The following is a 14463-nucleotide window of genomic DNA, read 5'->3' as shown; positions in this document are numbered from 1 at the left end:
AATATACCACTACATGTGGTGTTTTTTAGTTTGAGAAATTCAATATGATCTACTAGAGTATAATTGCTCACGCCTACTTACTCGGGCCTTCGGGTCAATTGGCGCGATAGAGGGATTCATTTTTCTGCGATAGATTTCTAGATTCGCGCAGTTATGCATGGGGTGGGCGATGGCAGTAGTGATGGATGCGCTGTATGACCAAGATCTCAAGTCCACCTTGGAGGTTTGGCAGCAATCAGCAGGCCGTCGCGTCATCATGGCGTATGACCCTGATGGTTGGAGGTTTGCAGTTATCCTGGTCGAAGCTGATTCGAACGAGCCGATCGAGGCGATCACAGGAGACCTAGGCGCGCTCTCAAAGGAGCTCTTGTTCGCGTGGATCTCTGCGCCTCGGGCATCCGTCCTGGCCCATCTGGAGCTCTTGGAAAGTGCTGTTCAGCCCATCGTTTCCATGGACGTCACTGCTTTTGCGCAGGGGGCTCTTGAATCTTCGCCCGTCAGAGCGACGAAAACAGCCCTCAGGAAGTTCGTGAGAACCCGAGAATCACTACTTGTTGACGTAAAGCGACCTAATTTGCCAGAACCCGTGGTGAATTGGGTGTATGCGAGGTCTGGGGGCATTTGCGAATTTGAAGGCTGTGACAAGGAACTTTTCAAAGACAGTCGAGACCATTATGGATACTACGGCTATCTTGCGCACATCGTCGCGGCCAAACCGAAAGGGCCCAGAGGGGACGATAAGCTCTCGATCTCGCTAGCCATAGCACCCGCAAACATCATGCTGTGCTGCGATGTGCACCATCGCCTGATTGATAAAGTTGAACCTGATAGCTATCCGCGCGAGCGCCTAGACGCAATGGTCGCCACCAGGATCAGCTGGCGGGCCAATCAGGCCAAGACGCTCTCTTATCCTATTGTCCACGCGCTGGCTTTCATAGGCGACATCGCAGGACGTGCTACCGGTTTCTCTCAGCATGACGCCCGTAAAGCCTTGTTCGAAGGCCAGCTCATGCCGGCTGGTGAGCGAGTGGCTGAGTATTTATTGCGCGACTCACAAGGTGGTAACGACGTAGACGACCCGGGCTATTGGGCAGCCTTCATCAGAACATTTCAAACCCAGATTCGACTCATATACGAAACAGTTCGTGGGCACGGAGCGTTTGGTACCCAGGCAGAGCAGCTGGCAATTTTTCCACTAGGTAACATGCCAGCAATGTTGTTAGGAGGCTGGTTGATCAGCGAGGCTCGCAAGATCGAGCTGTTCAGTTTTCGCCGCTCTGCCGGAACCTGGGTGCGCCCACAAGAGCTCAATCCTCTTGTGACATTCACTTGGTCTAAGCCGGCAGAAAAAATTGCGGTGGGGGCCAAAGTGCTGATCACGTTGGAAATTACTGCTGAAGTGACGGATGCCGCTCTGAATGAAGAGCTACTCTCGATGCCGCGTATTCGCATCACTCCTTCTGTGCAGGGCGTCGACGTCGTAGCCCCGGCCCAAGCAATGGAGCGTTATCGCGCGGCTTGCCAAGAGGCGTGGGCGTATGTCGTCGACGACCTTAAAGCATCTGAAGTCTCAATCTGCGCCATAGCGTCAGCTGCAGCAGTATTCGCGTTTGGCATGAAGCTGCAGTCAAGACTGCATCCTCCCATCCATATGTATCAAATGGCCCGTCAAAAGCCTCCCTTTTTGGCATTCAGCCTTGACCGTCACAGGATCATCGGCCCCCATGAGCCACCGAATAACGTACTTGTCCTGGACGCTTGCTAACGCCCGGCGGCGCCTCAGGAAACACACGCCCTTTGCTGAAGGAGACTCAACATGGACAACGAAGAACAAAGTTTGATGGCAGTAGCCCAAGCGCTTGATCTCCCTCCAGGGGCCTACGAAAAGGCCAAGAGCCGGTATGAATCGCTGGGGGCATGGTTCGGGCGTACTGAATCTACGTTATCCGCGAATGACCCTCACATCTTTGTGCAAGGATCATTTGCCCTCGGCACTGCGATCAAGCCGCTGCTGGCAGGCGAGAGCTATGATCTGGATCTCTCGTGCAAATTGCGGGCCGGAGTCTATCGGGGGACGCACAGCCAGGCAGATCTTAAGAAAATGGTCGGTATCGAGCTCGATGGGTACAGAGAAGCGCGGAAGATACAAGAAAGTCTGGAGGAAAAGCATCGCTGTTGGAGGCTCTACTACCAAGATGGAATGAGCTTCCACATGGATGTAGTGCCCGGGGTGCCGGTAGACAAGGCAAAGATGCAAGCTCTCAGCATGGCAATGGAAAGCTACGGCTTCCAGCAGGTGCTCGCAGAGGATGTGGCCGAGCTTGCCGTTTACATCACCGATGATCGTAGTCCGATCTATGAAGTGATCTCGCAAGACTGGCTGCTGAGTAACCCAGACGGATACGTAAAGTGGTTCGAGTCGAAGTCTACGGATCTTGAGCTGAGGATCGCAACTGAAGCGGCTCAGGTCGATGATGTCCCATTCCACGAGCGTAAAAGCCGTTTGCAGCGCGCTGTCCAGCTCCTCAAGCGGCATCGCGATGTCATGTATCAGGACAATCCTGACTCAAAGCCAATTTCGATCATTATCACGACACTTGCAGCCGAGGCGTATCAACCCTGCGAGACGGTTGCCGAGGCATTGAGGACATGCCTACTGGCTATGAAAGCCTTTGTTGATTTGGACTCCAATACCGTGCCGAATCCGGTTAATCCGGTGGAAAACTTTGCCGACCGCTGGTTTACGGCGGATGGCAAGAACCTTCGGCTTAAAGAAAATTTCCATCGTTGGGTTAAGCAAGCTTTAAGAGACTTCGACCAAATCAAACAGCTAAACGCCCATGCGCTTGTTGATCACATCAAGGACGTGTTCGAGGTGACGATTCCCTCGGGTCAACTCCATGCGAGTATCCCTGCGGCGATAGCGTCTGGCCCAACGATCATCGTCTCGCAACCTCCAAGCCCTTGGAGCAGCTGGGGTTGAAGGCAGTTGACCGTGAGATTGAGAAATTCCTCGACGCCTACCCTATGTTGCGGCATCGACCCAATAGGTTAGGCGTAGTTTCGCTAGCAGGACGATTCCGGTTTTCGGCGATGTCTGAGGGCCTGCCGTCCCTGGAGGATGAGTACCGAATTCGCATAGATATCACCGAGCCACTCAACAGAGGAATACCATCAGTTTACGAAACTGCCGGCCGAATTCCTCAATCTGGGAACTATCACGTCAACCCAGACGGCTCGCTGTGTTTGGGGTCACTTCTCAGGATTAAGCTGGTGCTGGGCTCGGAGCCAACGTTAATCGGGTTTGTTGAACAGTGCCTCGTCCCGTTTCTCTATGCCCATTCTCTGCGTGAGAAGGGGGTTGCAAGTTTTCCTTTTGGGGAGCTCGTACACGGACAGCTCGGACTGATAGACGACTATATCCAGATCTTTGGCGTTGCTGATGAGCATACCCTGCGCGCACTCATGAGACTTTTGTCCATGAAGCGACGGAGGGCAAATAAGGTTCCGTGCGTTTGCGGATGCGGCCGAAGATTTGCGGCGTGTCGGCTTCATTTACGGGCTCACAAGGCGAAAGCTTCATTAAGCCGTCTTGATATTAAGCGTGCGTACCAGGAGATCTGGGCCTAACTCGAACGTCGGTGGGTCGACATCAACGCGAGGAGGGCATTCAATGCCAACCTGGGTTTATCGAACAGTCAAATTCCTCCGGCTAAGGAAAGGCTAATTACTGTCTTTGTGCTAGGACGCTACAAAACCGACGAGCAATATGTTCCCACGGGCTTGAGGCAGCGCTACGGCGATCGGATCGACATCAGGTTCAAAACGACTCACATCTCAAAGGGTGACCAGGCTGATTACGTGATCCTACCCGGCATGGTGGTTCGTGGCTTCCTGAGCCTGAAAGGCGACGACCCAGTATTTAGTCTGGTCATGCCAGAAGGTGACACCTATCTGCACGGAGAGGAGCATCGTCTGTCTATGTGGCACTCACTTGTGCTCGCCGCTAAGTGGCCATGTTCACCGTCATGGCGAGAAATTCACCGTTCCTCACCGAGCTTGTACATGATGGTGTAGTCGCGGTGACCGACATCAAGGGTGAGTACATCAAGGAGGATCGTTGCCCGGTGTGCAAGCATGGTGTTGTCCTGCCGCGAACCGGTCAATTCGGAGACTACAAGTCCTGCTCAGGTTTACCTATCTGCAAGCGCCGGGCGATAGACCACTGAAGCTGAGGATGCTTAGGTAGCTCCAAATTCTGACTTTAGCCGCGGTGACGACTGTGGGCAGTCAATCAGCCAACCGATCACGCCGCCACACTCTTGGCACCCCGAGAGGTAAAGGTTCCGTATCTTAAACTGCAGGAGGCTACTGCAAGTTGGTTTGGGTCTGAGTCATTCGACTTGCTGAGCGTGGAGAGTGCGCGTCAGGGGCTGGTGTAGTAGCAGAGCAGGGGCAGGGGGCTCGTGTCCAAAGTTGGCACTGTCGTGAACTCCATCCAGAGCTCTCAGGCGTGCTCATGCAAGCGGAGCGCGCAGGCGTGAGGATGGGAGCCCGCAGGTTCGAGACGACCGCTTCGGGGGCGGCTTGATTCACGACAGCCGAGCTCGTAGAGCCACGCCCAAAACGGCTGCAATGCCTAAACATAGGCTGACTCAGCCTCGAGAAACCAGCCTAGCCCTAAGTAGCTTGTCGGTTCGAAACCAAGGCGGTTGTCAGACGCCGAATATCACCCGTTGCCTGGGCAATATCTGGGTTATCTGAGGCAGCCGCCGCATCCGCAAGGCTCTCCCTGATTAGGCAGATGATGCGCCAGAGTCCTTTGATGTGATATGCGCCGAGCGAATTTTCCCAGGGAAAGAGGCTTGACGCAGGCAATGGCTGACTTGAATCAATATTCAGGTAAATCAGGTATCGATCGAAAGCCCGGGCAAAAGCCGGAGGCAACGGGACTGCGGCGCCATTCTTTGGAGGGCTTTCCAGCCATATACCGTGCGAATTGCGCATGAACTGATCGACACGCCCGGGGCTTGAGGCAGTACCCAACACTTGCCACATCGGTCTGGCTGTGTACCTGGCAATGGTGAGATACATTCCAATCACATGAGATTTATGAGTGCCAAGAAGGCTTGGGAGGGTCGCAAGAATCCATTTCATCACGACGTCCGAAATTACGCCTCTTAACTGCGGCTGCTTGAAAGCCAGCGAGTCCAATTTGATAGCAGCGACGTTTGGCCGGGAGGCAGACACGTCCTTGAGGTAAAACTCCATAAATTGGGTGACGCACCTGATCTCGCGTTTCCAGACATTCTTGTCAATTGTTCCGCTTAAGTCGGCAGCACGGGCCTCTTTGAATAATTTCCAATGCGGATTTATAGGGCAATCCCGGTAGTCCATACCCGGGCTTATAAGGAATCGGGGCTGGCTGCTAGAACTGGCCCAGTCACTGTCCGGGGTTTGAATGAAGTCCGCATAATTTTTGAAGTCGGCGGGCGTCCAATCGAGCAAGCACAGTTTGTTGGCGAAGCTCCAATTGAGCATCTTTTCCAAACCGCTGATCCATTTGTAGTACTGCAGACGTGGCGACTGGGGATTCCAATTATGAGCAATCCAATTAATGAACCGGTCGGCGTACCAGGTGCTCATGAACGGAAAGCACGCATCATTGACTTCGCTTAGGCGCGCTGAGACATGATCGTTGGCTGGGAACCGTTTTACTCGGTTAGGTCGCCAATGGTCGTACGGCGGAAAGATCGGGAATGGGATAAACGGCCGCGTCATGAGGAAACCGGCAAGCTAAACTATTAGGCTGGTATCTATACATGTAGCAGAGAGATTGCGGTGCGGCCAGTCTTCGAAGATTTCACGGGGCAAACCGTAGGTTTGTGACAGAGCAACGTAAGAGAGAGTATTAGCATGGGGATTCAAGATGTTGAATATTCTAGGAACGGGGTTTTATGCAAATGTCACCGGAGGATAGTGATACTGGACACGAGTCTGGGCTTCAGGTGTAATACATGATTTAACATAATATACATTACACGTAACAAGATGTTTCAGGATTAGCCTGGTTGCCCACGGATTGCACCTGACCACGCCAGGCCCTTCACGTACAAATACTGCTGAGTTCACTGCTGGAACGACTTTTCGATCATGACTATCTGCATCACGTTATCCCTGCGTCATTTTCTCGATCAGTGCCGCATGCTCGGGAAACTGCCCTGTGAGTTTCTGGCGTTCGCTCATTTCCATATCCGCGTAATCAAACCCTGGCGAAACCGCTTCACTGATCAGACCGTAACCCTCAGGCCCATCGATAATCCGCGAAGCCTTCCAGACGCCACCGGGCACATGCAGTTGTAAACACTGACCCGCAACAACGTCGCTGCCCATCACGACCGTTTGCAATGTGCCGTCCGGAAAAATCAGGTTGTACTGGATTGCATCGCCTAGATGGTAGTAATGCACGATGTCGGATTGGTTGAAGTGAAAATAGCCAATGGGCGAATCCCGGGTTAGTAAGTAATAAATGGAGGTCATCAGGTAGCGCTGGCCGCGCTCGGTCTCGATCATTGGGTGGTGATCCGATTGAAAGGTTCTGCGGTAATAACCGCCTTCCACGTGTTCTTCCAGATCAAGTGTTTTGATCAGTTCCCGGGAATTGGGTCGGCTGTTCATTTTCCTGCGTCCTTCTTCCATATGAGCACTGATATAAAGAGATTTTTATAACTAAACTAAACGGTCATTTAGTGTAGTTATTATCTTATGATATATGCGTGTATAAACCCTGCTCTTCACTGCGCCAATTAAAGTGCGGTCAATCCGTAGATCAACCGCACATTTATATCAGTGAATCATGATGCTGTTGTAGTCAGCGCTCAGCACCTCCAGATGGGTTTTGTATCGATTCAGGAATCTCGATAACTCAGCCTGTGTGTAATCCGTGCGTTTCAGCTTATCCAGATTCAGCGAAAACCCCAGCCATACGCCCGCCACGGTAATGATTTCTTCACCGACCACGCGACGTTGACGGCCAATGTCCACGACCGCGGAAATATCGGATAACGCATCTTCAGCCGTCTGAAGTTCCCGGTTCAGCCCGTCCATCAATAAAGTCAGGCTTTGAATTTCCTGGTCCAGATGGTTTCGTGAGGTCGCCAGTTCGCTGTATTTGATGCCCTCGGACACAACTCCCAGTACTTTCCTGACCAGTTCTATCCCCTGCTTCACCGCTTCTTTCTTCGGGTTCTCCATGTCAAGGCTATCGAGTTCTTTGCCTTCAGGGATGTAGTTCTTATACATGTCCGCCAGGTTGAACTCGCGAATCACATCCTGTGCCTTGATCAGCGCGTCTCGCTGTTCTGCGCATTTCGCTCTGGCCAGGGTGTGGTCGTTCAAGTCCAGCAGGATCCTGGCTTTACGTGCCCTGGCCACTTTCAGCGGTTCATCCGCCCGCTCACCGATCTCGACTCTATATAAGCTACGAACTTCGTTCTCAAGAAACCGCGAACGATCGGTAAACTTCGCCTCGACACCTTCGAGCATCGACTCAATGTTGCGTTTGATGTTCGAGACTTCTTCGCTGACCATTTGCCGATCCAGTGCCGTTAGGTCATTCCTGGCCAAGGCATCGTTCAGTTCTGCAAGGGCATCGAAATAGCTTTGCCCGCAAGCGCTGTTCAATGCGGTCAGCAGCACCGGGAAAGATTCGCGCATGTTTTTATCCAGGTTGTTCAGATACGCGGAAACTCGCTGCGCCCTCTCCTGCAACACGTCGGACCGGTCCTGTCGAAAACTGGCCAGCCTCGAAATGTCGCGGATGGTTTGAATGATTTTTTTAACGTCGATGTCGGGAATAAGCAGGTTATCGATCGGTGTCACATTAGTCATGGCAGTCATCCTTTGGTCGCCGGGCAATCAATTAAAGTTCTTTTTGTATTCTTCGAGGGCTTCGTTAAATACAGCCACCAGCTCACCCGCGGTGTTTTTCACATCGCGCCACGGGTCGATGACCATCGCGAATTCCGCGACAAATGAAGTCAGGCGCATTGCGTCATTGATCCGTCCAAACTGTTCGGCGGATGCATCGATCTTGCTCAGGATGGTTTGCCACATCGTGTTGAGGATATTCAGTGCCGCCTCAGCGCCGGCCATGCGAATACCGATATCGCCAAAGTTCGACAGCGAACTTTCCATGGCGCTTTGCAATCCTTCTTTGCCACTGACGGACAGTTCCAACTCGTCAACTTCGCTCTTCAACGCATTGCGTTCTTTGCGGGCGGCCTCGGCTTTCGGGCCAAAGATCGAGCCGGAAATCGGCCAGAAAATCGGCAAGCCACCGGAAAACGACATGCCGACGTAATAGTCGTAGTCCTTATCCAACTGGGTGATCCGGTTTTTTTTGGTCCGGATGGCTTCTTTGGAACTGGCGATGGATTCGAGCAGACTGTTGCGCTCCATCAAGTCGTACTTGGCCTTGACCTCGGACTGCAAACCAAAGGCCCGCTTACCGGTCGACAACTCGCCACCGGCGAGCTCGATCTTGAAGTTGGAAATGCGCTCTTTCAGCTCCTTGGTGGCGCCTTGCTGGCGTTTGATATCGACCTTCATCAACTCGATGATTTCCGCCACCGCCGACGCGACTTCACCATCATCGGAGGTATATCGGATGCCTTCCAGTTCATCTTTGCTCCGTTGACCCAGGGTGGTCCGGACCCGCTCCATGATCGGCATTTCCTTGATCACGGAGATGATCTCGCCACCACTGCTGACAATGTTTTTGGCTGCCGAACTCAAGTCGATGCTTTGCTGGATAATCCTGTTTTCGACCGCATCCCAACTGGCGGCGTGTATGCGGATTTTTTTGAATAACACCTGGATATCACTGGGCTCCAGCCCGGGAATATCGAGCCTGGTGTATTTCAGGTATGACTCGACTTCCGGCAGTTCGCCTGGCAGCGACAGGCCTTTCTTTACATACTGTTTTATCTTGATGACATCTTCTTTGGTCAATACACCCGCACTGCGCGCCACACCCGGATATTCACCCGAGATCAGATGCAGTACGGCTTTGGGAAGATCATTGCTGTTTTCTGAATCTTTCAACACAACAGACATAAGTTTGCCTCAGTTCATCTATGTCGATAGCGACGAACAGAAGCTAGATGAGCGTGATACTTCGTCAAATAATAGGAATGCCTGGCCGAATCTCTAACCGGTTGATATATAAAGCAATAGCTCTAAAAAACGATCATCGAGGAAACATCGAGCTACATATGCAGGACATGCCCTACAGACAGTTACTAATGACTGGATTAGTTACACTCGACTTGCACGCTTAAGCGTCTCACTTGGCAACTCTTTGAACAGCGCGTAATAACTGCTGGAAAACCGCCCCAAATGCCAAAACGACCAATGCATGGCCACTTCAGCAACCGTCGTCTGCATGTTTGAACGGCTGAGCAATTCGCGATGCGCGCTGTTAAGCCGACGCAAGCGCAGCCAATGGGTCGGCGTCATTCCGGTAAAGGCCTTGAACGCGTGCTGCAACTGGCGCAACGACACTCCTGCCACCTGGGAAAGTTCCAGCAGGTTGAGGGTTTCTTCCGGCGCGTCGGCAGCCCACTCACCGACCCGCTTCATGATCGTTCGCTCCTCGGCACGCCGCTGCAAACCGCCGCGATCCAGGCGCACACAGGCGTTGTCGAGGATGTACAGGCAGTCTTCCAGCAGTTGCAGGGTCAACGCCTCGCGGCTCGTCTGATCGAACGTCTGCGCCAGTCGCGTCAGGGTCGTGCTGAGCCAGCGGCTGAACAACGCGTTCTGCTGGCAATTGAGCGGCGACATGAACAGGCCTTCGAGGCGCGCCACGTTCAAACCGTGGCGCTGGACGAATTCCGGACCGAACACCACCGCAATTTCCTGGTAGTTCTCCGGGGTGATCCAGATGTTGCGACTTTCGCCATTCAACACGTACAGCGAGTTGTCGCTGCGATCGAAACAGAACGCCAGCGAACCCTGGGGCGCGCTGAAATTCTGCTCGACCCGGGTGTTCATGTGCTCTTCGTAAATCTCCACGCCTTGCAGGTCCAGATAGCGCACCAGACCGGCGAAATGCCCCGGCGACATCTGCTGGTAATGCTGCACCCAACCCGGTGTGGCGCGGATTTGCTCGGCGACATCGGCGGTATTGAACGCTTGGACTTGTAACGGATTGCACGCTGTCATGGGTGACCTTACGCACTCGTTTGGTGCGTTTTGGTGCTGCTTAAAGTGGATAGATGGAACCGCAAGGCTCGCCCAAGATAGTCGTCAACGCGCTTCAGGGGAAGTGTCTGTCGGATGCGACCGCCCTCCCCGGCGTTACCAAAACCAATAACGAGGTCTTTATGAATGTCCCTTTCGATCAGCTGTTCACGTGGCTGAAAGATCACAAGATTACTGAGGTCGAGTGTGTGGTCAGCGACTTGACCGGCATCGCTCGCGGCAAGATTGCACCCACCAACAAGTTCCTGCATGAGCGAGGCATGCGCCTGCCGGAAAGTGTGCTTCTGCAAACAGTAACCGGGGATTTTGTCGACGACGACATCTACTACGACCTGCTCGATCCGGCCGATATCGACATGATTTGCCGTCCGGTGGCGGACGCGGTTTACGTGATTCCATGGGCCATCGAGCCGACGGCCATCGTCATCCACGACACCTTCGACAAATTTGGCAACCCGATCGAACTGTCGCCGCGCAACGTGTTGAAGAAAGTCCTGCAGCTCTATACCGACAAGGGCTGGAAGCCGATTGTCGCGCCGGAAATGGAGTTCTACCTGACCCAGCGTTGCGAAGACCCGGACTTGCCGCTCAAGGCGCCGCTGGGCCGTTCCGGTCGAGCGGAAAGTGGTCGGCAGTCATTCTCCATTGACGCCGCCAACGAATTCGATCCGCTGTTCGAAGACGTCTACGACTGGTGTGAACTCCAGGGCCTGGACCTCGACACGCTGATCCACGAAGACGGCCCGGCGCAGATGGAAATCAACTTCCGTCACGGCGACGCCCTCGACCTCGCTGACCAGATCACCGTGTTCAAGCGCACCCTGCGCGAAGCGGCGCTCAAGCACAACGTCACCGCGACCTTCATGGCCAAGCCGATTGGCGACGAGCCCGGCAGCGCGATGCATTTGCACCAGAGCGTGGTCGACATCGCCACCGGCCAGCCGATCTTCGCCGATGCCGAAGGCAAGATGAGCGAGCTGTTCCTGCACCACATTGGCGGCCTGCAAAAGTACATCCCCAAAGTGCTGCCGATGTTCGCGCCGAACGTGAACTCGTTCCGCCGCTTCCTGCCGGACACCTCGGCGCCGGTGAACGTCGAGTGGGGCGAAGAAAACCGCACCGTCGGCCTGCGCGTGCCGACCTCCACTCCCGACGCCATGCGCGTGGAAAACCGTTTGCCCGGCGCCGACGCCAACCCGTATCTGGCGATTGCCGCGAGCCTGTTGTGCGGTTACCTGGGCATGGTCGAGAAGATCGAACCGAGCGCCGCGGTGCAGGGCCGCGCCTATGAACGTCGCAACCTGCGCTTGCCGATCACCATCGAAGACGCCCTGACCCAGATGGAAGAATGCGAAACCGTTGGCCGTTATCTGGGCAGCAAATTCGTGCGCGGGTATGTCGCGGTGAAGCGTGCCGAACATGAAAACTTCAAGCGTGTGATCAGTTCGTGGGAGCGGGAATTCCTGTTGCTGAGCGTTTAACCCCGTACAGATCGTTCCCATGCTCTGCGTGGGAATGTAGCCCGGGACGCTCCGCGTCCCATTGGAACGCGGAGCGTCCCTTGAGGCATTCCCACGCAGAGCGTGGGAACGATCACGCCTAAAAATCCAACAACTCAATGAGGTGTCGAATGCGTCTATTGAAATCCGTGGTTCCGGTCGCGCTGGCGATCATGTTCAGCGCTGGAGCCCAGGCTCAGCCACAGGTCAGCGTCTACAACTGGACCGATTACATCGGCGAAACCACCCTCGCCGACTTCCAGGGCAAAACCGGGATCAAGGTGATCTACGACGTATTCGATTCCAACGAAACCCTCGAAGGCAAGCTGCTTGCCGGGCGCACCGGGTATGACGTGGTGGTGCCGTCCAACCACTTCCTCGCCCGCCAGGTGAAGGCCGGGGCGTTCCTGAAACTGGATCGCTCGCAACTGCCGAACTTCAAGAACCTCGACCCGAAACTGCTGGCGCTGCTGGAGAAAAACGATCCGGAAAACGCGCACTCGGTGCCGTACCTGTGGGGCACCAACGGCATCGGCTACAACGTCGATAAGGTCAAGCAAGTGTTGGGCATCGATCACATCGACTCCTGGGCCGTGCTGTTCGAACCGGAGAACATCAAGAAACTCAGCCAATGCGGCGTGTCGATGATGGACTCAGCGGATGAAGTGTTCCCGGCGATCCTCAACTACATGGGCATGGACCCGCGCAGCGAGAATCCCGAGGATTTCAAAAAGGCCGAAGCCAAACTCCTGAGCATCCGCCCGTACATCACCTATTTCCATTCGTCGAAGTACGTTTCCGATCTGGCCAACGGCGATATCTGCGTGGCGTTCGGTTATTCCGGCGACGTGTTCCAGGCCGCCAACCGCGCCAAGGAAGCGAAGAACGGCGTGAACATCGCCTACGCCATCCCGAAGGAAGGCAGTAACTTGTGGTTTGACCTGTTGGCCGTGCCCGCCGACGCCGCCAACCCGAAAGAAGCCCACGCCTTCATCAATTACCTGCTGGACCCGCAAGTGATCGCCAAGGTCAGCGCCTCGGTGGGTTACGCCAACCCGAACCCGGCCGCCAAGCAATACATGGACGTTGCGTTGGTCAACAACCCCGAGGTCTACCCTTCCCAGGAAGTGCTCGACAAACTCTACATTTCTACCACCCCGCCCCAGGCGATCATGCGTCTGATGACCCGTTCCTGGAGCAAAGTGAAGTCCAATAAATGAATCAGTACAGCAACGAACACGCCCATTCCTATTACGCCGCCACGGCGAAGAGCCTGGCGCCCTACCCTACGCTGGCTTCGGATCTGGAGGCCGATGTCTGCGTAATCGGTGGCGGGTTCACCGGGGTCAACACCGCCATCGAACTGGCCCAGCGCGGGCTCTCGGTGATCCTGCTGGAGGCCCGGCGCATTGGATGGGGCGCCAGCGGGCGCAATGGCGGGCAGTTGATTCGCGGTATCGGCCATGACGTCAGCGGGTTCGTTCGCCATGTCGGTGAGGAAGGCGTGCGTTACATGGAGCGCGCCGGGGTGGAATCCGTGGCGCTGGTGGGCAATCGCATCCAGGACAATGGGATCGATTGCGACCTGCGCTGGGGCTTTTGTGAACTGGCCAACACGAAGGCGCAGTTTGCAGCGTTCAAGGCTGAGCAGGATGATTTGACTCAGTCCGGATACGCCCATGAAACCCGGCTGATCGGCCCCGAACAGATCCGTCAGCAAGTGGTGAATTCAGGCGTGTATGCCGGTGGTTTGATCGACATGGGTTCGGGGCATCTGCACCCGCTCAACCTGGTCCTCGGTGAAGCGAAACTGGCCGAGTCCCTTGGCGTGCGCATCTTCGAACAGAGCCCGGTGCTGGAGCTGATCCACGGCAGCACCGTGCAGGTTCGTTGCGCCGGCGGCACGATCCGCGCCGGCAACGTGGTGTTGGGTTGCAATGCGCACCTCGAAGAACTCGAACCGAAACTCAGCGGCAAGGTACTCCCGGCGGGCAGCTACATCATCGCCACCGAACCGCTGTCCGCCGAGGTCGCCGCGCAGTTGATCCCGCAGAATCTGGCCCTGTGCGACCAGAAAGTCGGCCTGGATTACTATCGGCTCTCGGCGGACCGGCGCTTGTTGTTCGGCGGCGCCTGCCATTACTCGGGGCGAGATCCATCGGATATCGCGGCCTATATGCGCCCGGCCATGCTCAAGGTCTTTCCGCAACTGGCGAATGTGCGCATCGATTATCAATGGGGCGGCAGGATCGGCATCTCGGCCAACCGCTTCCCTCAAGTCGGGCGCTTGAGCCAACACCCGAACGTGTTCTACGCCCAGGGCTATTCCGGCCATGGCCTGAACGTGACGCACTGGTGCGCAAAACTGCTCGGTGAAGCGATCCACGCCGGCCACAGCAAAGGTTTCGACGTGTTCAGCGCCGTGCCGCACATGACCTTCCCCGGTGGCCGCGCCCTGCGTTCACCGCTGCTGGCCCTTGGCATGCTCTGGTATCGCCTGCGCGAAATCCTCGGTTAACCCCTCCCCCGGCAAAAACCGCCCCCCCTGTGGGAGCGGGCTTGCTCGCGAAAGCGGTGTGCCAGTCAATTCCGATGTCGACTGACACGATGCCTTCGCGAGCAAGCCCGCTCCCACAGGTCCGGCGCGCATGCCCTTGAACAGCCTTTTAATTTGCTCAATCGCAAGGCACTTCTATAT

At 55.1% G+C, this 14463-nt stretch carries 10 protein-coding genes; 5 read left to right on the top strand and 5 right to left on the bottom strand.

Annotation, left to right across the window (positions count from 1 at the left end):
* The first annotated feature begins 169 nt into the window (after positions 1 to 169).
* Together BK665_RS19270 and BK665_RS19265 are read left to right on the top strand one after the other, a co-directional pair.
* Positions 170 to 1765, top strand: coding sequence for an SAVED domain-containing protein (locus tag BK665_RS19270; protein WP_185076566.1), 1596 nt, complete (start codon positions 170 to 172; stop codon positions 1763 to 1765).
* A 51-nt stretch (positions 1766 to 1816) separates the two neighbouring features.
* Positions 1817 to 2983, top strand: coding sequence for a nucleotidyltransferase domain-containing protein (locus BK665_RS19265; protein WP_123408208.1), 1167 nt, complete (start codon positions 1817 to 1819; stop codon positions 2981 to 2983).
* A 1697-nt stretch (positions 2984 to 4680) separates the two neighbouring features.
* On the opposite strand, the gene BK665_RS19255 is transcribed toward BK665_RS19265, so the two are convergent.
* The 5 genes from BK665_RS19255 to BK665_RS19235 all read right to left on the bottom strand — a co-directional run bounded on the left by BK665_RS19255 (position 4681) and on the right by BK665_RS19235 (position 10227).
* Complete coding sequence (locus tag BK665_RS19255) at positions 4681 to 5646, bottom strand: integrase (protein ID WP_259699629.1); 966 nt, start codon at positions 5644 to 5646, stop codon at positions 4681 to 4683.
* 525 nt (positions 5647 to 6171) lie between these two features.
* Entirely contained in the window at positions 6172 to 6678 is a 507-nt protein-coding gene (locus BK665_RS19250; protein WP_123408202.1) for a cupin domain-containing protein, read from the bottom strand.
* 168 nt (positions 6679 to 6846) lie between these two features.
* Positions 6847 to 7890, bottom strand: a complete 1044-nt coding sequence (locus tag BK665_RS19245; RefSeq protein ID WP_123408200.1) for an alpha-xenorhabdolysin family binary toxin subunit B — start codon at positions 7888 to 7890, stop codon at positions 6847 to 6849.
* Between the two features lie 27 nt (positions 7891 to 7917).
* Positions 7918 to 9117, bottom strand: a complete 1200-nt coding sequence (locus tag BK665_RS19240) for an alpha-xenorhabdolysin family binary toxin subunit A (RefSeq protein WP_123408198.1) — start codon at positions 9115 to 9117, stop codon at positions 7918 to 7920.
* Between the two features lie 201 nt (positions 9118 to 9318).
* Positions 9319 to 10227: a helix-turn-helix domain-containing protein gene (locus BK665_RS19235; protein ID WP_123408197.1), complete on the bottom strand. Its 909-nt coding sequence runs from the start codon at positions 10225 to 10227 to the stop codon at positions 9319 to 9321.
* Between the two features lie 161 nt (positions 10228 to 10388).
* On the opposite strand from BK665_RS19235, the gene BK665_RS19230 reads away from it, so the two are divergent.
* From BK665_RS19230 to BK665_RS19220, 3 genes are all read left to right on the top strand, one after another.
* Positions 10389 to 11747 carry a glutamine synthetase family protein gene (locus BK665_RS19230; protein ID WP_123408195.1) on the top strand — a complete coding sequence of 453 codons (1359 nt, stop codon included), beginning with the start codon at positions 10389 to 10391 and terminating at the stop codon, positions 11745 to 11747.
* A gap of 149 nt (positions 11748 to 11896) precedes the next feature.
* Complete coding sequence (locus tag BK665_RS19225) at positions 11897 to 12985, top strand: polyamine ABC transporter substrate-binding protein (protein WP_123408193.1); 1089 nt, start codon at positions 11897 to 11899, stop codon at positions 12983 to 12985.
* Entirely contained in the window at positions 12982 to 14283 is a 1302-nt protein-coding gene (locus BK665_RS19220; protein ID WP_123408191.1) for an NAD(P)/FAD-dependent oxidoreductase, read from the top strand. The genes BK665_RS19225 and BK665_RS19220 overlap by 4 nt, the downstream gene beginning before the upstream one ends.
* Positions 14284 to 14463 lie beyond the last annotated feature (180 nt).

Source organism: Pseudomonas frederiksbergensis (assembly GCF_003732665.1).
Lineage (GTDB): Bacteria > Pseudomonadota > Gammaproteobacteria > Pseudomonadales > Pseudomonadaceae > Aquipseudomonas > Aquipseudomonas frederiksbergensis_G.
This window is presented reverse-complemented; position numbering and strand designations above follow the sequence as displayed.